Annotated in this window: 23 protein-coding genes; 13 read left to right on the top strand and 10 right to left on the bottom strand. The window is 73.0% G+C overall.

Annotated features, from left to right (window positions below; translation table 11 throughout):
- The first annotated feature begins 240 nt into the window (after positions 1-240).
- From OG199_RS37260 to OG199_RS37245, 4 genes are all read left to right on the top strand, one after another.
- Positions 241-687, top strand: coding sequence for a DUF6643 family protein (locus OG199_RS37260; protein ID WP_405833226.1), 447 nt, complete (start codon positions 241-243; stop codon positions 685-687).
- A 44-nt stretch (positions 688-731) separates the two neighbouring features.
- Complete coding sequence (locus OG199_RS37255) at positions 732-1,559, top strand: MOSC domain-containing protein (protein WP_405833225.1); 828 nt, start codon at positions 732-734, stop codon at positions 1,557-1,559.
- Between the two features lie 215 nt (positions 1,560-1,774).
- Positions 1,775-2,380 (top strand): hypothetical protein, encoded by a 606-nt coding sequence (locus OG199_RS37250; protein ID WP_401801836.1) that lies wholly within the window; start codon positions 1,775-1,777, stop codon positions 2,378-2,380.
- A gap of 158 nt (positions 2,381-2,538) precedes the next feature.
- Entirely contained in the window at positions 2,539-4,968 is a 2,430-nt protein-coding gene (locus OG199_RS37245) for a right-handed parallel beta-helix repeat-containing protein (RefSeq protein ID WP_356800991.1), read from the top strand.
- Here OG199_RS37245 and OG199_RS37240 read toward each other — a convergent pair.
- The gene (locus OG199_RS37240) at positions 4,938-7,337 is read right to left on the bottom strand and encodes a hypothetical protein (protein WP_405833224.1); all 2,400 of its coding nucleotides are present in this window, start codon (positions 7,335-7,337) and stop codon (positions 4,938-4,940) included. The two genes, OG199_RS37245 and OG199_RS37240, sit on opposite strands and share 31 nt — an antisense overlap.
- A gap of 281 nt (positions 7,338-7,618) precedes the next feature.
- Here OG199_RS37240 and OG199_RS37235 point away from each other — a divergent pair, with 281 nt between their 5' ends.
- Together OG199_RS37235 and OG199_RS37230 are read left to right on the top strand one after the other, a co-directional pair.
- On the top strand, positions 7,619-8,449 hold the full coding sequence (locus OG199_RS37235; protein WP_356800989.1) for a DeoR/GlpR family DNA-binding transcription regulator: 831 nt from the start codon (positions 7,619-7,621) through the stop codon (positions 8,447-8,449).
- A 110-nt stretch (positions 8,450-8,559) separates the two neighbouring features.
- The gene (locus OG199_RS37230; RefSeq protein WP_405833222.1) at positions 8,560-9,039 is read left to right on the top strand and encodes an SRPBCC family protein; all 480 of its coding nucleotides are present in this window, start codon (positions 8,560-8,562) and stop codon (positions 9,037-9,039) included.
- Positions 9,040-9,098: 59 nt separating this feature from the next.
- Here the strand turns inward: OG199_RS37230 and OG199_RS37225 are convergent, their stop codons facing one another.
- Entirely contained in the window at positions 9,099-10,223 is a 1,125-nt protein-coding gene (locus OG199_RS37225) for a PLP-dependent cysteine synthase family protein (protein WP_401801828.1), read from the bottom strand.
- Between the two features lie 363 nt (positions 10,224-10,586).
- Here OG199_RS37225 and OG199_RS37220 point away from each other — a divergent pair, with 363 nt between their 5' ends.
- Together OG199_RS37220 and OG199_RS37215 are read left to right on the top strand one after the other, a co-directional pair.
- Positions 10,587-10,910, top strand: a complete 324-nt coding sequence (locus tag OG199_RS37220) for a hypothetical protein (RefSeq protein WP_168526651.1) — start codon at positions 10,587-10,589, stop codon at positions 10,908-10,910.
- A 262-nt stretch (positions 10,911-11,172) separates the two neighbouring features.
- The gene (locus OG199_RS37215; RefSeq protein WP_356800986.1) at positions 11,173-11,697 is read left to right on the top strand and encodes an ATP-binding protein; all 525 of its coding nucleotides are present in this window, start codon (positions 11,173-11,175) and stop codon (positions 11,695-11,697) included.
- A 65-nt stretch (positions 11,698-11,762) separates the two neighbouring features.
- Here OG199_RS37215 and OG199_RS37210 read toward each other — a convergent pair whose 3' ends face one another.
- The 3 genes from OG199_RS37210 to OG199_RS37200 are packed head-to-tail and all read right to left on the bottom strand — an operon-like array spanning position 11,763 to position 15,384.
- Positions 11,763-14,324, bottom strand: coding sequence for an ABC transporter permease (locus OG199_RS37210; RefSeq protein WP_405833220.1), 2,562 nt, complete (start codon positions 14,322-14,324; stop codon positions 11,763-11,765).
- Positions 14,321-15,079 (bottom strand): ABC transporter ATP-binding protein, encoded by a 759-nt coding sequence (locus tag OG199_RS37205; RefSeq protein WP_356800984.1) that lies wholly within the window; start codon positions 15,077-15,079, stop codon positions 14,321-14,323. Before OG199_RS37205 ends, OG199_RS37210 begins: the two co-directional genes overlap by 4 nt.
- Positions 15,076-15,384: an SHOCT domain-containing protein gene (locus OG199_RS37200; protein ID WP_356800983.1), complete on the bottom strand. Its 309-nt coding sequence runs from the start codon at positions 15,382-15,384 to the stop codon at positions 15,076-15,078. Before OG199_RS37200 ends, OG199_RS37205 begins: the two co-directional genes overlap by 4 nt.
- Positions 15,385-15,592: 208 nt before the next feature.
- Between OG199_RS37200 and OG199_RS37195 the strand changes: the two genes are divergently transcribed.
- The 3 genes from OG199_RS37195 to OG199_RS37185 all read left to right on the top strand — a co-directional run bounded on the left by OG199_RS37195 (position 15,593) and on the right by OG199_RS37185 (position 17,825).
- A complete protein-coding gene (locus tag OG199_RS37195; protein ID WP_405833218.1) occupies positions 15,593-16,177 on the top strand; it encodes a TetR/AcrR family transcriptional regulator in 585 nt (194 codons plus the stop codon).
- A 125-nt stretch (positions 16,178-16,302) separates the two neighbouring features.
- The gene (locus OG199_RS37190; RefSeq protein ID WP_405833216.1) at positions 16,303-16,887 is read left to right on the top strand and encodes a DUF4865 family protein; all 585 of its coding nucleotides are present in this window, start codon (positions 16,303-16,305) and stop codon (positions 16,885-16,887) included.
- Positions 16,884-17,825, top strand: a complete 942-nt coding sequence (locus OG199_RS37185; protein WP_405833214.1) for a phosphotriesterase — start codon at positions 16,884-16,886, stop codon at positions 17,823-17,825. Before OG199_RS37190 ends, OG199_RS37185 begins: the two co-directional genes overlap by 4 nt.
- Positions 17,826-18,007: 182 nt before the next feature.
- Here the strand turns inward: OG199_RS37185 and OG199_RS37180 are convergent, their stop codons facing one another.
- Complete coding sequence (locus tag OG199_RS37180) at positions 18,008-19,249, bottom strand: ROK family protein (RefSeq protein ID WP_401801812.1); 1,242 nt, start codon at positions 19,247-19,249, stop codon at positions 18,008-18,010.
- Between the two features lie 58 nt (positions 19,250-19,307).
- Positions 19,308-20,012, bottom strand: a complete 705-nt coding sequence (locus OG199_RS37175; protein ID WP_356800978.1) for an alpha-ketoglutarate-dependent dioxygenase AlkB — start codon at positions 20,010-20,012, stop codon at positions 19,308-19,310.
- Between the two features lie 123 nt (positions 20,013-20,135).
- On the opposite strand from OG199_RS37175, the gene OG199_RS37170 reads away from it, so the two are divergent.
- The gene (locus OG199_RS37170; RefSeq protein WP_405833212.1) at positions 20,136-21,284 is read left to right on the top strand and encodes a methyltransferase; all 1,149 of its coding nucleotides are present in this window, start codon (positions 20,136-20,138) and stop codon (positions 21,282-21,284) included.
- Between the two features lie 136 nt (positions 21,285-21,420).
- Here OG199_RS37170 and OG199_RS37165 read toward each other — a convergent pair whose 3' ends face one another.
- Together OG199_RS37165 and OG199_RS37160 are read right to left on the bottom strand one after the other, a co-directional pair.
- Positions 21,421-22,290 carry a class II fructose-bisphosphate aldolase gene (locus OG199_RS37165; RefSeq protein WP_356800976.1) on the bottom strand — a complete coding sequence of 290 codons (870 nt, stop codon included), beginning with the start codon at positions 22,288-22,290 and terminating at the stop codon, positions 21,421-21,423.
- A 33-nt stretch (positions 22,291-22,323) separates the two neighbouring features.
- Positions 22,324-23,214 carry an SIS domain-containing protein gene (locus tag OG199_RS37160; protein ID WP_405833210.1) on the bottom strand — a complete coding sequence of 297 codons (891 nt, stop codon included), beginning with the start codon at positions 23,212-23,214 and terminating at the stop codon, positions 22,324-22,326.
- 142 nt (positions 23,215-23,356) lie between these two features.
- Between OG199_RS37160 and OG199_RS37155 the strand changes: the two genes are divergently transcribed.
- Entirely contained in the window at positions 23,357-24,136 is a 780-nt protein-coding gene (locus tag OG199_RS37155; protein ID WP_405833208.1) for a DeoR/GlpR family DNA-binding transcription regulator, read from the top strand.
- Positions 24,137-24,157: 21 nt separating this feature from the next.
- Here OG199_RS37155 and OG199_RS37150 read toward each other — a convergent pair whose 3' ends face one another.
- Positions 24,158-26,251: a GH92 family glycosyl hydrolase gene (locus OG199_RS37150; RefSeq protein WP_405833206.1), complete on the bottom strand. Its 2,094-nt coding sequence runs from the start codon at positions 26,249-26,251 to the stop codon at positions 24,158-24,160.
- Positions 26,252-26,482 lie beyond the last annotated feature (231 nt).

The raw sequence follows: 26,482 nt of genomic DNA, 5'->3' as shown, positions 1-26,482 counted from the left end.
CGACCCGTTGCAGACCAACCTATTCCCCGGGGGCCGGGAAGCGCCCGGACAGCCCGGGAAGATCAATGGTCAACCCCCGGTAACCCCTTGGGAACTAGGCCTTTACACGATCTGAACCCGGTTTGGCGCCCTTTTTTGCCGAGTTCGCTCGCATTGGGGATCCCGAGGTGTCGCCGACACGGAAAACAACCCTCTTATCGGTCTCCCCAACCAGCACATCGTGGGCTTAACTTATGTCCCATGACCTCCCCCCGCTCCACCTATGGCGGCGGTTACTACTCCGCGCCGTCCTTCCCGGACACCCCGATCTACGACTCGCTCGTCGCCGAGCGGGGCACCCCTCAGATCGCCCCGATCCGGGTTCCCGCCGCCTACGACACGAGCAGCAGCTACCTGCCCGCGCTCCCGTCGGCACTCCCGGCCCTCCCGGCCGGACCGTCCCACCAGGTCCCCGCCTACGGCGGCTACCCGCAGGCCCAGCAGCCGTCCCCGCTGCAGCAGGCCCCCGCGCCCTACATCCCGCAGCAGGCAGGCGCCCCGCGCGGCTACCCGGGCCCCCAGCAACAGCAGCCGCAGCGCCCGATGGCGACCGGCACCGGCTACGAGGCGATGCGCCCCGCCGCCCCCCGCCCCGCCCCGGCTCCGTACCAGGACCCGTACAACAACCAGCAGTACCGCGGCTACTGAGGCCTTAGGACGGAATTGTCGGCGCCGACTGGCACGATGGCGCCATGGGGAACGCGGAGCTGCACTCGATCCACGTCCATCCGGTCAAGTCGTTCCGTGGTCAGTCGCCACGGGACGCGCTGGTGGAGCCCTGGGGACTGGCCGGGGACCGGCGCTGGGCACTGATCGACGACGGGGGAAAGGTCGTCACCCAGCGCCAGCAGCCACGCCTGGCGCGAGCCGCCGCCGAGCCGGTGCCCGGCGGCGTACGGCTGTCCGCGCCCGGCCGTGCGCCGCTCCACGTCCCGGTGCCGGAGCCGAAGGCCGAGCGCAGGGCCACACTGGACGTCTTCGGCGACAAGGTGGAGGCGGTCCTCGCCGGCCCCGCGGCCCATGTCTGGTGCAGCGAGTACCTGGGGTCCGAGACACGCCTCGTCCACCTGGACGACCCCGCCACCCGCAGGCCCGTGGACCCGGAGTACGGACGACCGGGAGAGACCGTCGCCTTCGCGGACGGCTATCCGCTGCTGCTCACCACCCTGGCCTCACTGGACGCGCTCAACTCCCTGATCGCCCGGGGCGACCATGCCCACGAGGGTCCGCTTCCGATGAACCGCTTCCGGCCGAACGTGGTGGTGTCGGGCACCACGGCCTGGGCCGAGGACGACTGGACCCGCGTCACCATCGGCGAGGTCGCCTTCCGGGTCGCCAAGATGTGCGGCCGCTGTGTCGTGACCACCACCGACCAGGACACCGCCGAACGCGGCAGGGAACCCCTGCGCACGCTCGGGCGCCATCGCCGCTTCGGGTCCCGGCTGATCTTCGGACAGAACCTGGTGCCGGAGTCCACCGGCATCGTGCGGGTCGGAGATCCGGTCACGGTCGTCGCCTGAGCGGCGCGATCGGTTTCCGGTCACCCTTCCGATCCCGTACCGCCCGAGCCCCGCACACGGGAACCGGATGTCCGGGCACGGTCGTTGAGGCTGTGTGAGAAGTTCATGAGAGGACCGCGGGAGGGGTGATTTCGCTCTCTCCTTCCCCGGTCCACGGGTGAACGGCTCCGCCGGGGGTTATCACGGACGCGGAAGGCGGAAGGGGGTGCGCGGTCATGCGCGCAATCGGTGGGCTCTGGCGCTGGCGGCACAATCCGCTGCGCCGCGGGACCGATCTGGCCGAGGCCTGGCTGGCGCTGCTGGTCCTCCTGCTGATCGCCGTCGCCGCTCCCCTGACCGGCGTCGCCGCCGGAGCCGCCGCCGAGCACGCCCTCCAGCAGTCCGTCCGGGAGCAGCACAGGGCCCGGCACGAGGTGGTGGCCACCGTGGTCAGGAAGCTGACGCGCGCACCGCTGGAGCCCGACCCCGAGGCCTCGTCGGCGCAGGACCCGCGCAGCCGTGTGCTCGCCGACTGGACCGCCCCGGACGGCTCCGCGCACCACGGCAGGGTGATCACGGTGCTCAGGTCCCCGCACCGGGGCGACCGCTTCACGCTCTGGACCGACCGGCAGGGCCGGCTGGTCGGCCACCCCCTGGACCCGGCCACCGCGACGACGCACGCGGTGCTGGCGGGGGTCGGCGCGGCCCTCATGACCGTGGTGCTGCTGGAGGCCGCACGACGGCTGATCGTCTGGCGCATGATTCTTGGCCGGTACGCGCGTTGGGATCAGGCATGGGACCGGGCGGGCCCGGACTGGGGCAGGACGGGTACCGGCAGCTGACCGCCTTCCCGCTCCGGTCAACCCTCCGTCTCCGCGCACGCTACGGTGGGACGGCCGGACTGTTCGGCATCGTCGTGAGAAGCTGTTCTTGATCGCGACGGCGTTTCAGCACGGCCTCGCAGGACCCGCGTACGACGAGGTGGGGGCAGAACAGCGCCATGGCACAGGGCACGGTCCAGGTGACGCACACCGGCACCTCGCGGTGGCGGCGCCGCACGGGAGAGTACGCATCGCTGGCCGCCGCCCTGGAGGCGGCCGCCGAGGGCGACGTACTCACCGTCGCCCCCGGTACGTACCGGGAGAACCTCGTCGTCCAGCGCGCGGTGACGCTGCGCGGTCCCGAGGGCTCGCCCGGCTCGGTGCGCATCGCGCCGGTGGACGGAGTGCCGTTGACCGTCCGCGCCTCCGCCGTGGTCCAGGACCTGCACGTGGAGGGCCAGGACTCGGCCGCGCCCGCGCTGCTCGTCGAGGAGGGCACCCCGGAGCTGCTGGACATGCGGATCGTCACCCGGTCCTCGGCCGGCATCGAGGTGCGCGGCGGCGCACGCCCGACCGTGCGCCGCTGCACGGTCGACAATCCGGCCGGCGTCGGCATCGCCGTACTCGACGGCGGCGGTGGGGTGTTCGAGGAGTGCGAGGTCGTCGCGGCCGGGCAGTCGGGCATCGCGGTCCGCGGGGGCGGCCGTCCCCGCCTGGAGCGCTGCCGGGTGCACCACACCTCCGGCGCGGGCCTGTCGGCGACCGGCGAGAACTCCTCACTGGAGGCGGTGGGTTGCGAGGTCTACGAGGTCAAGGGCTCCGGGGTGCAGATCACCGGGCGGGCCGCCGCCCACCTCACCGACTGCGATGTGCACCGTACGACCTCGGACGGCGTCACGCTGGACACGGACGCGGTGCTCACGCTCGCCGACTGCCGCATCCACGACATCCCGGAGAACGCGGTCGATCTGCGCTCCCGCTCGGTCCTCACCCTCACCCGCACCACCGTCCGGAAGTTCGGGCGCAACGGCCTGTCGGTGTGGGACCCGGGCACCCGTGTGGACGCCAACCAGTGCGAGATCTTCGACAGCACGGGCGACTACCCCGCGGTCTGGGTCAGCGACGGCGCCACCGCCGTACTGGAGTCGTGCCGGGTGCACGACGTGCCGGACGCCCTGTTCGTGCTCGATCGCGGCTCGCGCGTGGACGTCGTCGACAGCGACCTCTCCCAAGTACGCAACACGGCCGTCTCGGTGAGCGACGGCGCGACCGCGCAGCTCGACGACTGCCGAATCCGGGACGCCGCGACGGGCGCCTGGTTCCGTGACCACGGAAGCGGCGGAACACTGTCCGGCTGCACCGTCGACGGCACCCAGACCGGTGTCATCGTCACCAAGGGCGCCGACCCCACCATCGAGCGGTGCACGGTCGACTCCCCCGCGGAGGCGGGCTTCTACGTGTCGGCGGGCGGCCGCGGCAGCTTCCACCACTGCCGGGTGACGGGCAGCGGAGGCTACGGCTTCCACGTCATCGACGGCTGCCGCGCGACGCTGAAGAAGTGCCGTACGGAACGGTGCGCACGCGGGGGCTACGAGTTCGCCGACGGCGGCAACGCGGCGGGCGGCGGCCCGGTCGTCGAGGACTGCACGAGCGACGAGAGCGCCGGAGCGCGTTCCCCCGCCCCCGAGACGGCCGTACAGACGTCCGGTCCGTCCACCGGCCTGCTGGGCGCGATCCCGGGCCAGCGCACCACCGAGCAGGAGTCGCCCGCGGGCTCCCCGGAGCCCGAGCAGCCCGCCCGCTCCTCCAAGGCCGTCCTCGGCGAACTCGACGCGCTGGTGGGCCTGGAGAGCGTCAAGCGCGAGGTACGCGCCCTCACCGACATGATCGAGGTGGGCCGCCGGCGTCAGGAGGCGGGCCTCAAGGCGGCCTCGGCGCGGCGCCATCTGGTCTTCACGGGCTCCCCCGGCACCGGCAAGACGACGGTCGCCCGGCTGTACGGCGAGATCCTCGCCTCGCTCGGCGTCCTGGAGAAGGGACACCTGGTCGAGGTGTCCCGCGTGGACCTGGTCGGCGAACACATCGGCTCCACGGCGATCCGCACCCAGGAGGCCTTCGACCGGGCGCGCGGTGGTGTGCTCTTCATCGACGAGGCCTACGCGCTGTCGCCGGAGGACTCGGGGCGCGACTTCGGCCGCGAGGCCATCGACACGCTCGTCAAGCTGATGGAGGACCACCGGGACGCGGTCGTCGTGATCGTCGCGGGCTACACGGCCGAGATGGAGCGCTTCCTCACGGTCAACCCCGGTGTGGCGTCCCGCTTCTCGCGGACCATCACCTTCAGCGACTACCTCCCCGAGGAACTCCTGCGGATCGTGGAGCAGCAGGCCGAGGAGCACGAGTACAGCCTCGGGGCCGGCGCGTCCGAGGCACTGCTGAAGTACTTCACGGCTATCCCCAAGGGCCCCGCCTTCGGCAACGGCCGCACCGCGCGGCAGACCTTCGAGGCGATGGTGGAGCGGCACGCGGGCCGGGTCGCCCAGCTCGACGAACCGAGCACCGACGACCTGACCCTGCTCTACGCGGAGGATCTTCCGGAGCTGCCCTGAGCGTCGCCGTCGGGACGCGGGCCCGGCACCTCGTGCCGCAACCGCGCCAACAGCCGCTCCCGTTCCTCCGCGAAGGCCGGATCCGACTGGTAGTCGGAGTGCCCGAGGATCGGGGCCGGCAGGGGGTTCTCCAGGGTGCGTCCGTAGACCAGCGGGTCCTTGAGGGGCGCGCGGTCGACCTGCGGCCCGCACTCCCCGGGCAGGCGCACGGGGCCGCCGATGGGGTCGGTGAGCCGGTACAGGTTGCGCCAGCAGTCGACCTCGCGGTGCAGCGAGGCGAGGGCCGCCGGCCCGAAGTGGGCGGGGAACCAGCGCCCGTAGAGCCGTTCCAGTGGTGAGCCGTAGGTGAGCAGGGCGACCCGTCTGCGGACCGAGGGCTGCAACTGCCAGGCCGCGGCGGCCGCCAGCACACTGCCCTGGGAGTGCCCGGACAGCACGAGGCGGCCGCCGGTGGCACGGGTCCAGGTGACCATGCGCCAGGTCAGGTCGGGCACGGCGCGCTCGGCGTAGCAGGGCGGCGCGAAGGGGTGCGCGGCGCGCGGCCAGAAGGTGCCGACGTCCCAGAGGATGCCGATCGTGCGGCGGGCCGCCGGGTCCTTGTAGGCGCGCCGGCCCGAGGTGACGAGCAGTATGAAGCCGAGGCCGATCAGCCAGGATCCGAGGGACTGCGCGGTTTCGGCGGCGCCGTGGACGAAGGCGTACGAGCCCTGCGCCGCCCGGGCCGGCGTGTCGCCGGTCGTCAGCGCGCCCACCAGGGCTCCGGAGCCCAGGAGCAACGTCACGAGGGAGATGGTCCCGACGACGAGGGGTGCCTGGTCGGTGAGGGTGGCCACGGCGCGGGTGCCGGCGATGCTGCGGGTGCGGGCGTTGTCCTCGTGTTCTCCCCGGTAGTCGAGTTCCACCGCGCGCGTCTCGCGGGCACGCAGACGCCAGGTGCGCACGGCCAGTCGGCCACAGAGTCCGAGGAGCACGAGCATCGCCGGCGGGATCACGGAGGCCTGCCAGGTCAGCAGGACGGGCGGACCCGGCAGCGAGCCCTGGGTGCCGTCCAGCCAGTCGGCGACGCGTTGGGCCACTCCGCCGGACATCACGCCGCCCAGCGCGCAGGCCAGCATCGCGACGGCGGGTCCGGCCAGACCGCGCATCGCCGTGCGCGCGTCGACGGGGGTGTCCTCTGTTCGCGCGGGACCGGCGCCTCGCGGGAGGGCGCGGTGCAGGACGCCGGCCACCACGGCGAGCGCGACGACGAGCAGCCCCTGGGCGAGGGCGAGGCCGCCGAAGGCCGGGTCGCCGGGCAGCCGGCCCGTCGACTGCCAGCCGGGCCGTGACCAGCCGGCGTACAGCACGGTGACGGTGAGCAGGACGATCGCGCCCACGGGCAGCGCGCGTACCAGGGTCGCGTCGAGTTCCCGGTCGAGCCGGTGCTCGCTGCGTCCGCGGCGGCAGACCACCCACAGCACGACGAACGCGCCGACGGCGAGGGCCGCCTGCAGCAACTGGCCGAGGAGTCCCAGCAGGGCGGGCCCTCCGACCCCGCTGTCGAAGCGGGCCGCGGGGCCGCCGACCGCGGCGGTGACCGTCAGCAGACCCGCGGCGGTGTGCGCCGCGCGCAGCCGGGCCACCAGGCGGCGCCCGTACCAGAAGCCGGGGCGGCCGAGGGCGGTGCGGTCGGTCTCCTCCTCGGGTTCGGCCGCGCGGGACACCGGCTGCTGGGACTCGTACGCGCTCCAGGTGCGGTGGGACAGGTACCACAGCAGGCAGATCAGGGCCGTGGGCACCAGGCAGGCCAGGGCGAGGCGGCGGCCGGGCCGGCTCCACCAGCCGTCGTGGGAGAGGGCCGGGGAGAGGAAGGCGAGCCAGGAGTGTTCCTCGGCGCACGCGCGGGTGCCCGCGCACTGCCAGGCGGCGAGGTCGAGGGCGACCTCGCAGGCGGCGGCGACCAGCAGCACGGTCAGGGTGAGCCCGGTCAGCCGGACGAGCAGACCGTAGAGACGGACCGTGCCGCGGCGGCCGCGGCCGGCGGGGCGCATCCAGTGCGCGAGGTTGACGACCATGAAGGGCAGCAGCAACAGCCACAGGGCACGGGTGCCGTTGCCGGAGGTGAGGTTGCACCACACGTAGGCCTCGGGGACCGGTCTGCCGCGGTAGTCGTCGGGCCGCCGTTCCGCGTCGGCGTCTTCGCGGCGACGGTGGACGGCCGCGACGTCGTCGCCGCTGATCCGCACCGTGCGCGGGTCGTCCAGCATCTCCTCGGGTGTGGTGCCGCCGACTCCGTGGACCAGGAGTTCGAGGGCGGTGTCGGCCGCTTCGGGCCGTTGTGCGGGGCCGGTGAGCTCTCCCGCCGAGGTCTGTTCCCGTGCGCGCTCCATGGTTTCCGTGCTTCCCCCGTGCCGTGTGCGTCGCCTGTGTCATGGGCAGGCACAAGGATCTCCGCCGGGGGCCGGGCCCGCACCGATGGTCACGGAATCTCCCCGAAATGTGTGACAGCACGGCGAAGGGAGAGGAACGGGGACCTCACAGGGAGTGGCGCGACTGTCGGGGCCGCGTGCGAGGATGGGTCGTCCTGCAGGCCTCGGAGAGGGAGAATGGCCACGTGGGAGTGGGTTCGGACGGAGTGTCGGGCAGGGCGGGCGAAAGGACCGGAGCGGACGTGAGTGAGAATCAGAACCTCCTCGCGGAGCAGCGTCGCGCCCTGATCCTCGACGAGGTGCGGCGCCGGGGCGGCGTCAGGGTGAACGAACTGACGCGCAAGCTCGGGGTCTCCGACATGACGGTCCGCCGCGACCTCGACGCTCTCGCGCGCCAGGGTGTGGTGGAGAAGGTCCACGGCGGTGCGGTGCCGGTGGCCGAGGCGAGTACGCACGAGCCGGGTTTCGAGGCCAAGTCGGGTCTGGAGCTGACCGCCAAGGAGGACATCGCGCGGGCCGCCGCCGAGCTGGTCGCACCGGGCACGGCGATCGCGCTCTCGGGCGGTACGACGACCTACGCGCTGGCCCATCGGCTCCTGGACGTGCCGGACCTGACCGTGGTCACCAACTCGGTGCGGGTGGCCGACGTGTTCCATGCCGCGCAGCGCGTCTCCGGTCAGCGGCAGGGTGCGGCCACGGTCGTGCTGACCGGTGGGGTGCGCACGCCGTCCGACTCGCTCGTCGGCCCGGTGGCCGACCAGGCCATCGCCGCGCTCCACTTCGACGTGCTGTTCCTGGGGGTGCACGGGATATCCGTGGAGGCGGGGCTGTCCACACCGAACCTGGCGGAGGCCGAGACCAACCGGCGCCTGGTGCAGTCCGCGCGGCGTGTCGTGGTGGTCGCCGACCACACCAAGTGGGGCACGGTGGGGCTGAGTTCGTTCGCCGCGCTGGAGCAGGTCGACACGCTGGTGACGGACGCCGGGCTGTCGGCCGAGGCGCGTGCGGAGATCGCCGAACACCCGACGCATCTCGTGGTGGCCGGTGAACCGGCGGACGCTACAGACATCTGACGGGCTGTCAGCTAGGGTGACGCTGCTCGTGCGGCGGTCCGCGGTACGGGTGCGCTCCGGTCCTCGTCCGCCCGCGCCCGGGACTCCGTTCCCATCAGGGGGTTTCGCCCATGGCACGCCGTCTGCGCCCGGTCGGTCCCGACTTCGCCGGGACCGCTCCCCTGCGTCTGGTGTTCGCCCGCGAGATGACCGCTCCTCCCGGGGCCGTCTTCCGGGCGCTGGCCGAGGACGTGTCCGGCTGGAGCGAGTGGTTCTCGGCCGTGACGCTCGCCCGGCCGAGCGGGGACGGCACCGGGCGTGAGGTCCGGCTCCGTGGCGGCGCGCGTTTCCAGGAGACCGTGCTGGTGTCCAGGGCCCCCGAGGTGTACGCGTACCGGGTGGACGTCACGAACGCGCCCGGCGCCCGTGCCCTGGTCGAGGAGTGGCGGCTGACGCCGGCCGGGAGGGGCACGCGGGTGCAGTGGACGTTCGCCGCCGACGGGACGGCTCCCTTCCGGGTGGGCCTGAGGGTGGGCCGGGCGGGTCTCGGCCGCGCCTTCCGGGACGCCGTCACGGCGCTGGACCGGCGGCTGGCCTCGGCACACGCGTAGAACCGGCGCGTACGTCGCCTGTCGCGGCGGTTCGCCCTGCGCGCGTGCGCGACGCGGGTTCAGTCGGGCCAGACGCCCGTCTCCAGGAGCGACGCGATGGCGGCCGTGAAGGGCGCGATGTCCAGGCCCTGGTCGGCCAGCCACGTGTCCGAGTAGTACTTGTCCAGATACCGGTCCCCCGGGTCGCACAGCAGGGTCACGACGCTGCCGTTGCGTCCCTCGGTCACCATCTCGGCGACGATCTTCAGCGCGCTCCACAGTCCGGTACCGGTCGAACCGCCCGCCCTGCGGCCGATGGCCTGTTCCAGTGCCCGCACGGCCGCCACGGTCGCGGCGTCGGGCACCTTCATCATCCGGTCGATGGCGCCGGGTACGAAACTCGGTTCCATCCGGGGTCTGCCGATGCCCTCGATCCGCGAGCCGCAGTCGTAGGTGACGTCCGGATCGCCGGTGGTCCAGCCCTCGAAGAAGCACGAGTTCTCCGGGTCGGCGACGCAGATGCGGGTGTCGAACTGCATGTAGTGGACGTAGCGCGCGAGGGTCGCCGAGGTGCCGCCGGTGCCGGCCGTGGCGACGATCCACGCGGGCTCCGGGAAACGCTCCAACTCCAGTTGCCGGAAGATGGATTCGGCGATGTTGTTGTTCCCGCGCCAGTCCGTGGCACGTTCCGCGTAGGTGAACTGGTCCATGTAGTGACCGCCGGTCTCGACCGCGAGGGCGGCGGACTCCTCGTACATCCTGCGGGAGTCGTCCACGAAGTGGCACTGGCCGCCGTGGAACTCGATCAGGCGGCACTTCTCGGCGCTCGTCGTGCGCGGCATCACCGCGATGAAGGGCACTCCGACGAGCTTCGCGAAGTACGCCTCGGAGACGGCCGTCGAGCCGCTGGACGCCTCGATCACGGGACGGCCCGGACGGATCCAGCCGTTGCACAGGCCGTAGAGGAACAGCGATCGGGCGAGCCGGTGCTTGAGGCTCCCGGTGGGGTGGGTCGACTCGTCCTTCAGATACAGGTCGATGCCCCACGCCTCGGGCAGCGGGAAACGCAGCAGATGCGTGTCGGCCGAGCGGTTCGCGTCCGCGTGCACCTTGCGCACGGCCTCTTTGAGCCAGGTCCGGTACCGCGCGTCGCTGTGGTCGACGTCGAGGGTTTCGCCGGTCCGGAACTGCTGGGGGCTGCTCACGGCGGGGCTCCTTACGCATCACGCCGACGCCGGTTCAGATGGTCGGACGCCCCGATCATAAACACCTTGCGCACGCTTCTCACCTGCATAAACACGTCTTTGAGCGACCCAAAGGCACCCCTGGGGCAGGATGTCCGAAGCGATGGGGGCGCACCCGTGCGAGTGCTCCCTTCCCCGCTGTCACCTCGTCCTGCGCACTGGTGCTCGCCGCTGCCTGCGGGCAGACTGCACCGGACGGGACGCTGCCCGCGTCCGACCGCACCGCACGGGACGACGCTCCCGCGGCGGGTGCGCACACCGGACCGCCGCCCGCGCGGCATCCGGGACAGGGCACAGCCGAGGCGCACAAGGGGGCGGGGCATCATGGCGGAGCCGGAGTTCACGGCCACGGGCGTGCGGATCGGGAAGAGGCTGCGCTCGCTCACCCGGGCCGGACAGGTCCGGATCAGCGACGGCAGGCTGGAGCTGCTCACGAGCTACGGCAGCGAGATCGACAGTGCCCCGGTGCAGGCGGTGCGGGCCTCAAGGCCCTGGTTCGCGCCCGAGGACCGGGCGTTGGCGGACGTCAACGGCACGCGCTACTCGCTCACGCTCGGCGAGCACGATCCCGCGCCCGGCAAACCGGGACCGCCCTCGGCACGCCGGTTCATCGAGGCGGTTCGCAGGGCGGCGGGGAGCAGCGGCTGACGTGGTGGCCTCGACGGCCGCGACGGGAGCCCCTTCGCTGCGGCCCCGCGACGGCCCGGAGCGCGAGCCGTGTCCGCCGAACGTGCCGCGAGTTGCAGGACGGCACCCTCTGAGTCACGCTGTTCTCACATCACTCTGGGTTTACCGGCGATAACGCTGCGAACCAGCCGCCGGTCACCACAGCAGGCGGCTGTCCCACTCAGCCACTCTGCTGGATCCGATCTCCGCCTTCTTCCGGACCTCAATTCGGGGAGTCGCAGCCGTGATCAGCCAGCCGAACAGGCATTGCACGGTGGAGCTCCAAGCCCTGCCGTCGCGGATCGGCCAGGTCCGCAGAATCGTTTCTGCGCAATTGCGCTACTGGCATCTGGACCCCTTGATCGACCGGGCCGCGCTCGGCGTGACCGAACTGCTGACCAACGTTCACCTGCACGCCCAGCCGGACAAGGTGTGCACCGTGGAGATCGAGCTGCTGCTCGACCGGCTCACGGTCTCGGTGCACGACCACGACCCCCGCCTGCCCGAGTTGCAGGACGCCGGTCCCACCGCCACCTGCGGGCGGGGCCTGGCGATGGTCGCCGCCGTCAGCGAGAGCTGGGGCGTACGACCGGACGGGGAGTCGGGCAAGGTCGTGTGGTTCACCCTTCCGGCGCCCTCGCCCGCGGTGGCGGCGCCCGTCCTCGCGCCGTACGACACGATCCGCGAGCCCACCCTCCGGCACACCGTCGACACCCTCGACGGGCGCAGGCCCGAACACGCTCCCGCCCGGTCGGCCGTTGCCGGCTGACCGGGCGGTGACCCTCTTCCCGTACGCCACGGGCTGGAGCGGGGGGCCGCACGGCCCCCGACGGCTCACTCCGTGCCGATGGCCCGCAGCACGTCCAGACGTGCCGCCCGTCGCGCCGGACGCAGGCCCGCCAGGGCTCCCGCCGCGAGGCCCACCAGCGCCACCACGACTAGTCGCGCGGGCGGGACCGCGAAGGCGAAGGCACTGTCCGACGTGCCGTCGGAGGCCTTCACCAGGACCCAGCCGAGGAAGGCACCGAGGGCGAGCCCGCCCGCCGTGCCGAAGGCGGCGACGAGGACCGACTCCCAGCGGACCATGGCCCGCAGTTGCGCGCGGGTCTGTCCGACCGCTCGCAACAGACCGAGTTCGCGGGTGCGTTCGTGGATCGCGAGGGTGAGGGTGTTGGCGATACCGAGCAGGGCGATGAGCACCGCGAGCGCGAGCAGCGCGTAGACCAGGGTCAGCATCATGTCGACGCCCCCGGCCGAGGACTGCGCGTACTCGTCGCGGGTCTGCACCTCGGGGTCGCCGTACCGAGCGGCCACCTGCTTCACCGCGGCCTTGCCCTCGGCCGTGCCCACCCCGTCCTCGAAGGTGACGGCGACGAGCGTGTCGGCGTCCTGGGTGCGATGCGGAGCCCAGGCGGCGCGGGTGATGACGTAGTCGCCCGCGAGTTCCGAGCGTCCGTAGACGGCGCGGACGGTGAAGTTCACCTGCCGGCCGTCGGTGAAGGCGAGCCGGGCGGTGTCACCGGTCGTGAGGTGCTGCCTGACGGCCTCGCTCCTGGTGACGGCGATCCCGTCGGCACCCAGGTGGTCGAGCGAGCCCTGTACGGCGCCGAGATCGAAGACCCTGCCGAGCACCGCCGGATCGGTGACGGTCAGGGCACGGCCCTTACCGTCGACCTCGGCGACGCCACGGCCCAGCCCGACGGCGTACTTCACCACGGGCTGCCGTGCGATCGCGGGCGCCAGCCCCGGGCTCAGCCCGCTGCCACCCGCGCCGAACGACGGGGTGCTCACGGCCACGTCCCCCGCGAAGGACCTGGAGACCGTGCGGTCCATGGTGGCCTTCAACGAGGCGCCGAAGACCGTGAAGAGCGAGACGACGGCGACGCCGACCATCAGGGCGCTCGCGGTGGCCGCGGTCCGTTTGGGGCTGCGCAGCGCGTTGCGCCGGGCGAGTGAACCCGTGACGCCCCGCAACCGGTCGAGGGGGACGCCGATGACGCGTACGGCCGTCGAGGACGCGACCGGGCCGAGGACCACGAAGGCGGCGAGAGCCAGTACGGCGCCGAGACCCGCGAGCCACAGGGAGGGAGTGGCCAGGACGCCGGTCAGGGTGGCCCCCGCCGCGAGCACGGCCAGCGCGGCACCCACGCCGGCCCGCGCCCGTGAGGCCCCCGACCGGTCGACGGCCGTCTCGCGCAGCGCCGCCAGAGGTGCGGTGCGTCCGGCGCGTACGGCGGGCAGCAGCGCGGAGCCGAGACAGACCACCACCCCGACCGCGAGCGGCAGCAGCAGGGACAGCCCGCCGATCACCAGATCGCCTGACGGGAAGGGGAATCCGACGGCGGGGAAGAGCGCCCGCAGTCCGGCCGCGATGCCGATGCCGCCCCCGAGGCCGGCGGCCGAGGCGGTCACGGCGACGACGCTCGCCTCCACCAGGGTCGAGACGGTCACCTGGCGGCGGGAGGCGCCGAGGGCCCGCAACAGGGCGTTCTCGCGGGTGCGTTGGGCGACGACGATCGCGAAGGTGTTGTGGATGGAGAAGGTCGCGACGAGCAGGGCGACACCGGAGAAGACGAGCAGGAAGGTGGTGAAGACGGTCAGGAACTGGCTGGAGATCATGTCGGTGTTCTCCTGCGCCGACGCCTGACCGGTGATCGCCTCGACGCCGGCGGGCAGGAGCGGGGTCAGTCCGGCGACGAGCTTCTCCTGGCCGACTCCGGGGGCCGCCCGCACCCGGATGCCCGCGGCCTCGCCGGGCTTCGCGGTGAGGTACTTCTCGGCGTCGGCCTGTGTCATGCCGGTGAAGGTCACCTGCGCCATGCCGTCCTCACCGCCGAACGTCGCGAGGCCCACGATCGTCACCCGGACGGGGTCGGGGGTGCGCAGCGTCGTCGTGTCGCCGATCCTCAGGCCGCCCTTCTTCGCGGCACCCCGGTTGACGACGACCTCGCCGGACTTCGCGGGGGCGCGGCCTTCGGCGATCCGGTACGCGTTGAGCCGGGGGTCCGCGATCCAGTTGCCCGCGAGGGTGGGCGGGCCCTGGCCGCCGATGGGCCTGCCGTGCGCGTCGACGAGCTGGCCCGCGCCCTCGATGTCGGGCACGGCGGCGGCCACTCCGGGGGCCTTCTCGATCGTCCTCACCAGGCCGACGTCCACGGGCCGCCGGACGCCCTGGCTCTCGCCGGGCGTGGTGATGGTGTCGGCGCCGCGGACGACCGCGTCGGTGTTCTTGGCCGCGTTGCCGAACATGGTGTCGAAACTGGCCCGCAGGGTGTCGCCCATGACCAGCGTTCCGGTCAGGAAGGCGACCCCCAGGAACACCGCCACGAACGTACCGGCGAAGCGCCGTTTGTGAGCGCGCAGGGAGGCGACGCTGATGCGGAGCGAGGCGTTCACGAGGGCGCCCCCTTGGTGTCGAGGGCCTTCATGCGGTCCAGCACCTTGTCGGCGGTCGGGGCTTCCATCCGGTCCACGAGGCGGCCGTCGGCGAGGAAGACGACCTCGTCGGCGTGGGCCGCGGCCACCGGGTCGTGGGTGACCATGACGACCGTGCGGTTCATCCGGCGGACCGCGGCGCCCAGCAGGTCGAGGACCTCACCGCCGGCCCGCGAGTCCAGGTTCCCGGTGGGTTCGTCGGCGAAGACGACGTCGGGACGTCCGGCGAACGCCCGCGCCACGGCGACGCGTTGCTGCTGTCCGCCGGAGAGTTCGGAGGGGCGGTGGTGGAGCCGGTCGCGCAGGCCCACGACGTCGACGAGCGCGTCGATCCACTCGGGGGACCCCTTGGCCCCGGCGAGGTCCAGGGGCAGCGTGATGTTCTCCGCGACGGTGAGCGTCGGGACCAGATTGAACGCCTGGAAGACGAAGCCGACGTGATCGCGGCGCAGCAGGGTGAGACGCCGGTCGTCGAGCGTGCCCAACTCGGTGTCCCCGATGAAGGCGGTGCCCGAGGAGAGCGTGTCCAGGCCCGCCGCGCAGTGCATCAGGGTGGACTTGCCGGAGCCCGAGGGCCCCATGATCGCGGTGAAGCGCCCGGCCGGAAAGCCGACGCTCACCCCGTCGAGGGCCCGTACGGCGGTGTCGCCGCTGCCGTACACCTTCACGGCGTCGGTGACGCCCGCGGCCGGACGTGTCGCGGTCACCGTGGTCATGCCGCTCCGCCCTTGCCCGTGAGTCCGAACTGCTCGTCGAGTACGGACAGCCGGCGCCAGTACTCGTCCTCGTCGATCTCGCCGGACGCGAAGCGGCGGCCGAGCACGGCGATCGGCGAGTCGCCCGTCGCCCGGAGGGCCCCGGCCGGACCGAGGTCGCCCCGGGCGCGCCACGGTCCGCGGCCACCGCGCCAGACCGTGCGGCGCAGGACGGTCACGACACCGATCACGGCGGCCGCCCAGACCAGCGGGAAGAAGAGGATCCACGGCCCGGGGCCGCCGTCCCAGTTCGCCAGGGTCTGCATTTCGGGTCATCTCCTCATCGGGTCTGCTGTGTTGCCTCGAGAGTCGCTCCCGCGGGGCCCCCGGGTCGTCGTACGGCCAGCGGCAGTGCGCGTACCTCCGCGGGAGTACGCGGGGCGACCTCGACTGCTTCCCCCGGTCCGGGCGGGGGCTTCCTCCTCGCGCGACCGGGCCCTGTGCCTACTGGTATGTACTTCTGTACCTACTGGTATGTACAGTGACGTCATGGGCACTCAGGAGCGGCTGATCGAGGCGACACGCGAACTGTTGTGGGAGCGGGGTTACGTGGGCACCAGCCCGAAGGCGATCCAGCAGCACGCGGGCGCCGGGCAGGGCAGCATGTACCACCACTTCACCGGCAAGCCCGACCTCGCCCTGGCCGCGATCCGCCGCACCGCCGAGGAGTTGTGGGCGGCCGCCGAGGAAGTGCTCTGCGCACCCGGCTCCCCGTACGAGCGCATCGAGGCGTATCTGCGCCGCGAACGCGACGTCCTGCGCGGCTGTCCGGTCGGACGGCTGACGATGGACCCGGACGTGATCGCCAGCGACGAGCTGCGCGCTCCCGTCGACGAGACCCTCGACCGGCTGCGCGAGTGCCTGGCCGGCATCGTCGAAGAGGGCAAGGAGCAGGGGCAGTTCGCGCCCTCGCTGGACGGCGAGGAGATCGCCGCGACGATCCTCGCCACCGTCCAGGGCGGATACGTGCTGGCGCGCGCCGCCGGCTCTCCCGCGGCCTTCGACTCGGGCGTCCGCGGACTGCTCGCCCTGCTGGCCCCGGACTCCTCCGGCCGGTGAACCACCCGGGCCAGGACGCACCGTGGACCTCACGCACGGCGATCCCTTCACCGGCCCACGGACACATGGCCCGCGCAGAACCCGCAAGCCCCGACGAGCCCGACGAGCCATTCCGGAGTCGCCAGATGCATGCCATGCAGTACGAGCTCACCCTCCCCGCCGACTACGACATGGGGATCATCCGCGCCCGCGTCTCCCGGATCGGGCACCTGCTCGACGGCTGGGAGGGACTGGGCTTCAAGGCGTATCTGATGCGCGAACGCGGCGTGCACGGGTCGCCGGTCGACCAGTACGCGCCGTTCTACCTGTGGAACACCGTCGAGGGCATGAACTCCTTCCTGTGGGGCGGCGCCTTCCAGGGGCTCGTCGACGACTTCGGGAGGCCGGTGGTGCAGCACTGGACGGGCCTCGCGTACGAGGAGGGCGCCGCCGCCGGTGCCCCGGCTCGCGTCGCGGTGCGGAGCCGGCGGCCCGTGCCGGAGGGGGTGGAGCTGTCCGAGGTGATGGCGGACGCGGCGGCCGGGGCCAGGCGGCTGGCCGGTCTCGACGGGGCGGTGTGCGCGGCCGCCGCCGTCGACCCGCGCCACTGGGAGGTGGTGCACTTCTCGCTCTGGGACCACGACGCGCCCGAGACGTCGGGCGAGGTGTTCCAGGTGCTGCACGTGTCGGCGCCGGAGCGCGACCTGCTCCCCCGGGGACCCCGGTGGTGAACACGGTCCGTACGGTCCTCGGTGACGTGCCGCCCGGGGAACTCGGTGTGTGCGACGCGCACGACCACCTCTTCTTCGGCAGCCCCCTGCTCCCCGGTCAGGAACTGCGCGACGCGTCCGCCGCACGGGCCGAGCTGGCCGCGTTCCGCGCGTGGGGCGGCCGCAGCCTGGTGCAGTGGACGCCGTACGGGCTGGGCCGGCGCGCCGCCGATCTGCCGGCGCTCTCCCGTGACACCGGCGTCCACGTGGTCGCCGCGACGGGACTGCACCAAGCCGCCCACTACGCACCGGAGTTGCCGGCGGAACTGCGAGGCAGGCTGGCCGAGGTGTTCGTGACCGAGCTGACGGAGGGCATCGGCGCGTCCGGGGTCCGGGCCGGGATCATCAAGGTCGCGGGCGGCTTCCACGGCCTGGACGCGCACGCCCGCTGGACGATGACCGCCGCGGCCGAGGCCCACCGGGCCACGGGGGCGCCGATCGCCGTACACCTGGAGCTGGGCACGGCCGGCCTCGACGTACTCGACCTGCTGTGCGGTGAGTTGGGCGTTCCACCGCACCGGGTGATCCTGGGCCACCTGAACCGTTCGCCGGACTTCGTGGTGCACCGCCAGGCCGCCGAGGCCGGCGCGTACCTGGCCTTCGACGGCCCCTCCCGGGCCAACCACGCCACCGACTGGCGCATGCCCGACGCCCTGCGGGCGCTCGCCGACGCCGGTTTCGGCCACCGCCTGCTGCTGGGAGGCGACACGACCACCGCGGCGGCGCGCTCGGTCGACGGTGGTCCGGGACTGCCGTATCTGCTGCGCCGGGTCCGGCCGAGGCTCGAACTCGCCCTGGGTGAGGAGCTGGTGGCACAGATCCTCACCGAGAACCCCGGACGCGCGTTCGGCGTGGAGTGGCGTCGGCCCTTCCCCGCCGTCGGACCCACTGAGAGGTGATCGGCGCCGGCTTCGGACGCTCACCCCTGTGCCCTGGCGCCGCGGCGGATCGGGTCGGGGGTGAGCCGACGACGCCGCGGGGCGTCTCAGGAGTGGGCCGGCCTCGCCTCGGCTCGTCTCAGGAATGGGCCGGCCTCGCCTCGGCTCGTCTCAGGAATGGGCCGGCCTCGCCTCGGGTCGTCTCAGGCGTGGGCCAGCGCCGCCGGCGGATCGTCCAGCACCGGCTGCCACGCCAACTCGGCTGCCCCCACCAGGCTGTTGTGGTCCAGCGTGCAGGCGAGGATCGGGACGCCGCCGCTCTGCCCCCACAGGCTGCGGTCGGCGACGACGGCGCGCAGTCGGTCCGGGTCGGCGTCGAGGAGGGTGCGGTGCAGCCCGCCGAGGATGATCCGGTCGGGATTGAGGATGTTGACCAGTCCCGCGAGTCCGAGGCCCAGCCGGTCGATCAGGGCCTCGGTGGCCGTGCGTACGGACGGGTCGGTGTAGTGGTTGCGGATGAGTTCGTTGGACTCCTCGAGCAGGGACACCTCGGGGCCCGGGTCGCGGGCCGCCGCCGTGAGAAAGGCCAGGGGGTCGGCCTCGACGTCCAGGCAGCCGCGGCTGCCGCAGTGGCAGGGGCGGCCCTCGGGGTTGACGGTGAGGTGGCCGACTTCGAGGGCGAGGCCCGAACTGCCGGTGTGCAGGCGGCCGTCGAGCACCAGCGCGCCGCCGACGCCCCGGTGCCCGGTGGCGACGCAGAGCAGGTCACGTGAGCCGCGGCCCGCTCCGTGCCGGTGCTCGGCGAGGGCGGCGAGGTTGACGTCGTTGGCCGCGAAGGCCGGTCCCTGGATGCCCGCCGCGCGCACCCGCTCGGCGAAGATCTGACGTACCGGGGCCCCCGCGGGCCAGGCCAGGTGCAACGGGTTGAGGGCGAGTCCCTCCGGTTCGGCGACGGCGGACGGCACGGCGAGTCCGGCGCCCACGCAGCGCCGTCCGGTCGCGCGGAGCAGTTCGGCGCCCGCCTCGACGACGGAGCCGAGCACCTTCGCCGGATCGGCGTCGACGGTCTCGCAGCCGGGCGCGGTCGCGACGATCCGCCCGCCGAGACCGACCAGCGCGGCGCGGAAGCCGTCGGCGTGCACCTGCGCGGCGAGCGCGACCGGCCCGTCCTCGGCGACTTCGAGACGGTGCGAGGGCCGCCCCTGCGAACCGGCCGCCGCCCCGGGACGCGCGTCGACCCGGATCAGCCCCAGCGCCTCCAGCTCCGCGGCCACCGCGCCCGCGGTTGCCCGGGTCACCCCCAGCTCGGCGGTGAGCACGGCACGCGTCGGCGCACGTCCGGTGTGCACGAGCTCTAGCGCCGGACCGAGCGCACCGCGCCCCCGGTCCAGCCGCGTCCGCGTGTTCCCTTCCCCCGCCACCCGGGGGCCCGCCTTGCCGTTCATGAGGGCGAGTCTCCCATGATCCGCTCGAACGGTGACCCGCCCGGCCGTCCGGAAGCCCTCACCGCCGGCGTGACGTTCCGCTCACCGTTCCGTCACCCGCGGTGCCCGGGCCGGCCGGGAAGCCGCTCACCCGCAGGGTGATGTTCAGGCGCCCGCTCAGCCCGAGTTCGGGCGGCGCCGTGCCCGCGTACACCCGGGGCACCCCGTGGTAGGCCAGTCGGGACGCCCCGCCGAACACGAACAGGTCCCCGCTGCGCAGTTCCACGTCCGTGTAGGGCTTCGTCCGCGTCTCGGCGTTCCCGAACCGGAAGACGCAGGTGTCGCCGAGGCTCAGCGACACGACCGGCGCGTCCGACCGCTCGTCGCCGTCGCGGTGCATGCCCATGCGGGCGTCCGCGTCGTAGAAGTTGATCAGCGCGATGTCGTACGCCGCCGACACCGCGTCGGCGCCGAGCGCGTCCGTCACCGCGCGCCGCCCCAGTTCGTCCAGCCAGGCCGGGAAGGGCTTCACGGGGGCGCCGTCGCCGTCAACGACCGTGCGCGCGTACCGGTAGGGGTACCAGTGCCAGCCGAGGCACACCTGCCGCGAGGTCATCGTGCCGCCGCCGGGGGTGTGGACCGTGCGCAGTCCCGCCGGCGGGCGGGCCCAGGCCCGGCAGGCCTCCAGCAGCTCCCGCCGGAGGCCGGCGTCGAGCCAGTCGGGCAGGTGCACCGCGCCCGGCGCGACCTCCCTGCGGGTACGGGGAAACAGCTCGCCGTCCATGGAACCCATCATCACGCACCGTCCGGGACTCCCCCGTCTCCCCCGTCTCCCGGCCCGGTCTCCGGCGGCCCGTGACGCTCCCCGGCCGGGAGCAGGGCCGTGCTCGGCTAGCCTGGAGCCACGATGAACGACCGTATGACGACACCCTGGGCCGAGTACGCGCTGACCCGATTCCCGGAGGACCCCCGCGACCAGATGCGTGCCTGGGACGCCGCCGACACGTATGTGCTGCGACACCTCGCGGAGAGCGGCACCGCGCTGTCCGGGACGGTCGTGGTGGCCGGCGACCGCTGGGGCGCGCTCACCACGGCGCTGTCGGAACACCGGCCGACGCAGATCACCGACTCCTTCCTCACCCAGGAGGCGACCCGGGCGAACCTGGCCCGCAACGGAGCCGCCGCGGACGCGGTACGCCTCCTCACCACCCAGGACGCGCCGCCGGACCGCATCGACGTGCTCCTCGTCCGGGTGCCGAAGAGCCTCGCCCTGCTGGAGGACCAGCTGCACCGGCTGGCACCCGGCGTGCACGAGGGGACCGTCGTCGTCGGCACGGGCATGGTCAAGGAGATCCACACCTCGACGCTGCGCCTCTTCGAGCGTGTCCTCGGCCCGACCCGCACCTCGCTCGCCGAGAAGAAGGCCCGGCTGATCTTCTGCACCCCGCTCCGGGGACTGGCGCGGGAACCCAACCCGTGGCCGTACCGCTACCAGCTGCCCGACGGCGTCGGCCCGGTCTCCGGCCGCACCGTCACCAACCACGCCGGTGTGTTCTGTGCCGACCGTCTCGACATCGGCACCCGGTTCCTCCTCCAGCACCTGCCGCGCAGCCGCGGCGCCGAGCGTGTCGTGGACCTGGGCTGCGGCAACGGGGTCGTCGGTACGGCGATCGCGCTGGCCAATCCGGAGGCCGAGGTGCTGTTCGTGGACGAGTCGTACCAGGCCGTCGCCTCGGCGCGGGAGACCTACCGGGCGAATGCCGGGGACGGCGACGGCGCGGAGTTCCGGGTCGGCGACGGGCTGACCGGGAGCCCGGCGGAGAGCGTGGACCTCGTCGTGAACAATCCGCCGTTCCACTCGCACCAGGCGACGACGGACGCCACGGCCTGGCGGATGTTCGCGCAGGCGCGCCGCGCGCTGCGGCCGGGGGGCGAGCTGTGGGTGATCGGGAACCGGCACCTCGGTTATCACCTGAAGCTGCGCCGACTGTTCGGCAACAGTGAACTCGTGGCCAGTGACGCGAAGTTCGTGGTGCTGCGGGCCGTGCGGAAGTAACTCCGGGCAGTGCACGGGACGCCGCTCCGCGTTCGTGACGACACGTGACGACACGTGACGGGGCGCGGCGGGACGCGGCGGGACGCGGCGGCACGCGGCCGGACGGCGGTACACCGGCGCCCCTCCCGCCGCGTGGTCATCCGTTTCGGAGTGGAGGTGCGCCGACGACGCCGATGAGACGCGTCACCGCCCGCGCCATCGACTCACGCCCCACACTGAGGTAGGCGCGGGAGTCGACCGCCTCGGGGCGGCCCGCGAGGTACGCGCGGATGGCGCCGGTCATGGCGATGTTCAGGGCCGTTCCTATGTTGACCTTGGCGATGCCGCCCGCTACCGCGGCCGTGAGTTCCTCGTCCGGTACCCCGGAGGAGCCGTGCAGGACGAGCGGTACGTCGAGTGCCGCGGCCAGCCGTTCGAGCCGGTCGTGGTCGAGGGTCGCGGTGCGTGTGGTCATCGCGTGCGAGCTGCCGATCGCGACGGCCAGCGCGTCCACGCCGGAGTCGGCGACGAAGGCGCGGGCCTCGGCCGGATCGGTGCGTGCGCCGGCAGCGTGGGCGTCGAGCGCCGGCTCACCGTTCTTTCCGCCCACCTGGCCCAACTCGGCCTCGATCCATATCCCCCGGGCGTGCGCCCAGTCTGCGGCGGCCCGGGTGGCGTCCAGGTTCTCCTCGTACGGGAGCCGCGCGGCGTCGTACATCACGGAACTGAATCCGGCGCCGGGCGCCTGCCGGAGCAGGTCGTCGCTCTGGACGTGGTCCAGGTGCAACGCCACGGGCACCGAGGCGCGTTCGGCCGCCGCGGCGGCGGCGCGGGCCAGCGGCAGCAGCCGTCCGTAGCGGAACTTCACCGCGTTCTCGCTGACCTGGAGGACGACCGGGGCGTGCGCGGACTCCGCGCCCGCGATGACGGCCTCGACGTGCTCCAGGGTGATGACGTTGAAGGCGGCGACGGCGGTCCGCGCCCCGACCGCGGCGGCGACCAGGTCACCGGTGGCTGCGAGTGGCACAACTCCTCCTTGTCGAGACGCGGTTGAGCGGGCTCAGCGGACCGGGGCGTCGAGGACGACCGAGCGGGTGAGGTGGCGCGGCCGGTCAGGGTCGAGCCCGCGGGCCGCGGCCACCGCGACCGCCAGCCGCTGGGCACGGACGAGTTCGGCGAGCGGGTCGAGTCCGCCGGCCACCCACTGCCCGCCGGTGGCGTGCACCTGTTCGGCCAGACCTTCGGGCGCCTCGCCCAGCATCCAGGTGGCGGTGCCGCGGGTGGTGATGCTGATGGGCCCGTGCCGGTACTCCATCGCCGGGTAGGCCTCGGTCCAGGCGAGCGAGGCCTCGCGCATCTTCAGACCGGCCTCGTTCGCCAGGCCGACCGTCCAGCCGCGGCCCAGGAAGGTGAACTGCCCGCAGTCGACGAGCCCTTCGGGCAGCGGGGTCTCCAGCGCGGTGCGCGCGTCCGCGACCGCGGCGTCGGTGTGCCGTCCGAGGTGGGCGCGGAGCAGGGTGAGAGCGCTGGTCGCGAACCGGGTCTGCACGACGGAGCGCTCGTCCGCGAAGTCGAGCACGACGACGTCGTCCGCGGAGTCCATGACGGGGGTCCGGGGGTCGGCAGTGACGGCGGTCGTACGGGTCCGTCCGCGCAGCCGCCCGAGGAGTTCGAGCACCTCGGTCGTGGTGCCGGACCGGGTCAGGGCGACCACCCGGTCGTACGCGCGGGTGTGCGGGAACTCGGACGCGGCGAAGGCGTCCGTCTCCCCCTGCCCGGAGCCCTCGCGCAGCACGGCGGCGGACTGCGCCATGAAATAGCTGGTCCCGCACCCCACGATCGCGACCCGTTCCCCGGCCGCGGGCAGCGCGTCGCCGTGCGTCGAGGCCAGCTCGGCGGCCCGGATCCAGCACTCGGGCTGACTGGTCAGCTCGTTCTCGACATGGGTCATGTCCTGTCCCTCCCCCAGGGCCCACTTCGGGCACCGATGCTCGTTCGTGCAAGATATAGCGAGCTTTCAAGCACAATCAAGCATTCGATGCCAGAATTGCGGTGCGCTAGGGTCGCGGAGGACCGAAGAACGGAGAGTGCGGATGTCGCGCGACGCCCGCTGGAAGGCGCTGCTCGAACTGCTCGTGGAGCGGGGCCGGCTGGAGGTCGAGCAGGCGGCGGTGGAGCTGGACGTGTCGGCGGCGACGATCCGGCGCGACTTCGACCAGCTCGCCGAGCAGCAGATGCTCGTCCGCACCCGGGGCGGCGCGGTCGTGCACGGGGTGTCGTACGAACTGCCGCTGCGCTACAAGACCGCCCGCCGGGCCTCGGAGAAGCAGCGCATCGCGAGGGCGGTGGCCGGCCTGGTCGCCCCCGGCGAGGCGGTGGGCCTGACCGGGGGCACGACCACCACCGAGGTGGCCCGCGCACTGGCCGTACATCCCGATCTCGCCTCCGGGACGCCCGCCCTGACCGTGGTGACGAACGCGCTCAACATCGCCAACGAGCTGGCCGTGCGTCCTCAGTTCAAGATCGTGACGACGGGCGGGGTGGCCCGTCCGCAGTCGTACGAGCTGGTCGGCCCCCTCGCGAACGGCGTGCTCGGTCAGATCACCATGGATGTCGCCGTCCTCGGCGTGGTCGCCTTCGATGCCGTGCACGGGGCGGCCGCCCACGACGAGGCCGAGGCCGCCGTCAACCGGCTGCTGTGCGAGCGCGCCGAGCGGGTGATCGTCGCGGCCGACTCCAGCAAGCTGGGGCAGCGCGCCTTCTCCCTGATCTGCCCGACCGACCTGGTGGACACGCTGGTCACGGACACGGCGGTCGATCAGGAGACCGTGCGCCGGTTCGAGGAGGCGGGGGTGCGGGTCCTCACCGTCTGACGATGCCGGTCGCCCGGCCCCTCACAGGCCCTTGCGCGCGTCCGCCGTGCGGGTGAGCGTGCTCAGGTCGATGCTGGTGGCCGAGGCCTCGGGAGCGGTGATCTCGATCCCGGGGCGGCCCGGGCGGTGCAGGGTGACGGTGGGGAAGAGGGGCTCCGCGAGGGCCAGTTGTCCGGTGCCGGGTGTCTGCGGATACATGCCCAGAGCGGCCCAGACCGCCCAGGAGGACATCGCGCCGAGGTCGTCGTTGCCGACGAGACCGTCCGGACGGTCGGCGAACAGGGTGGCCAGCGCGCGGCGGACGGTCTCCCGCGCGCGGTCGGGACGGCCCGCGTAGTCGTACGCCCAAGGGGTGTCGAAGGAGGGCTCGTTGCCCAGGTAGGCGTACGGCTCGCTGCCGCCCGCGTTGAGCCGGCTGAAGAAGGTGTCGAGACGGCCGGTGACCGCGGCGCTCCCGCCCATCAGGCGGAAGAGACCGGGGAGGTCGTGCGGGACCATCCAGGTGTACTGGGCGGCGTTGCCCTCCACGTAGTCGGTGGTCTGCGCGGGGTCGAAGGCCGGCCAGCTGCCGTCGGCCGCACGCGGCTGGAGGTAGCCGGTGGCCGGGTTGAAGAGGTTGCGCCAGTTCCCGGCGGCCTTCGCCAGGGTGCGGTACGCGGCGGTGTCGCCGAGTCGGTCGGCGAGCTGGGCCAACGCGTGGTCGCAGACCGCGTATTCGAGCGTGGTGGCCGCCGGACCCCACACGCCCTTGGCGCCCGAGGGGACGTAGCCGAGGGTGTCGTACTGCCGGTGTCCCGGCCGCTGGCGCTCGTCCTCACGGCCCGCCATGGCGGCGCGCAGCAGGCCGCGGGCGTCGAAGTCGGTGGCGCCGAAGGCGTGCACGGCGGAGGCGATCACCGGCAGCGGATCGCCGACCATGACGCCGGTGCCGCCGTTCGCGACGGTCCAGCGGTCGAAGTACCCGGCCTGGAGGCCCTGGTCGAGGACGGACTGCGCGATGTCGGAGGCCTCGGCCGGGGCCAGCAGGGCGATCAGCTGGACCTGGGAGCGGTAGACGTCCCAGCCGGAGAAGTCGGCGTACTGGACATGTCCCGGGCGGGTGCGGTGCACGGCGCCGTCCATGCCGGGGTAGCGGCCGTCGGTGTCGCTGAACGCGCTGGGGTGCAGGAGCGCGTGGTAGAGGGCGGTGTAGAAGACACGGCGCTGGACCTCGGTGCCGCCGCCGACGGCGATACGTCCGAGCCAGTCGTTCCAGCGGGCGCGAGCGGCCCGCCGGACCTCGTCGTACGGACGCCCCTGCTGCTCGGCCGTGACGTTGCGGACCGCGCCCTCGGCGTCGACGAACGAGACGCCGACCCGGACGGTCACCGTGCGGACCTCGGGGGCGAAGGAGACCAGGGCCGCGCCGGGCCTGCCGCCCGGGTGGACGGCGTGGGCGAAGGGGTGGTCGAACGTGGCGTGGAAGTGGAGCCGGTAGCGGTTGTGCGACTTGCAGAAGCCGCCGCTGTCCGTGTATCCGGACAGGGTGTTGGTGCCGATGTCGACCGCTCCGGTGGCCGCGTTGAAGGCCTTGCCCGCGTCGACGCTCAGCGCGGCGGCCCGGCCCGCGGTGGCCGGGTAGGTGAAGCGGGCCGCGCCGGAGCGCTGGGTGGCGGCGAGTTCGGTGCGGATGCCGTTGTCGAACGTGACCCGGTAACTGCCGGGCGACGCCAGCTCGTGGGCGTGCGAGAAGGTGGCCTGCCCGGTCGTGTCGCCGTCGAGCAGGGGCATGAAGGGCACGTTGCCGTAGTCCTTGCACCCGGCTCCGGACAGGTGGGTGAGACTGAACCCTCCGATCCGGTTGTCCCCGTACGCGTAGCCGCCGTGCTGGTAGGTCACCGTGTCCGGGCTCCACTGCACTCCGCCGAGCGGTGCCGTCGCTCCGGGGAAGGTGTTCCCGGCGCCCCCGCCATGGCCGAAATCGGCCCCTCCGGGCGCGGTACCGACGAAGGGGTTCACATAGCGTGCCGGATCGGCGACCGTGTCGTCCGCGACGGCGGGCGCGGTCGGGGCGGTCGTCGACACGACGAGGACGGCGGCGCCGGCCAGCGCGGCCCGGTGGAAGGGGAATCGCACGAGGTCTCTCCGGGCTGTGGCAGGGACTGCGTCCCCGGGCGGCGGGCGTGGGGGACAGTCTCACCGGGCACCGACGACCGCGTCGCACCGCCACGCCCGGAGGTCACCCGCCCGGTGGAGAGCGCGCCGACCGCGGCGGCTCCCGTCGCAACGCACGCTCCACCTGGGCATCACGCGACAGGGAACCCCCTGGGGTGACCGAACGTACGCGCCAACTGGCTAGACTACGCA

Source organism: Streptomyces sp. NBC_01176 (assembly GCF_045039825.1).
Lineage (GTDB): Bacteria > Actinomycetota > Actinomycetes > Streptomycetales > Streptomycetaceae > Streptomyces.
The sequence above is the reverse complement of the archived record's forward strand: the minus strand, read 5'-3'. Positions and strand labels throughout refer to the sequence as shown.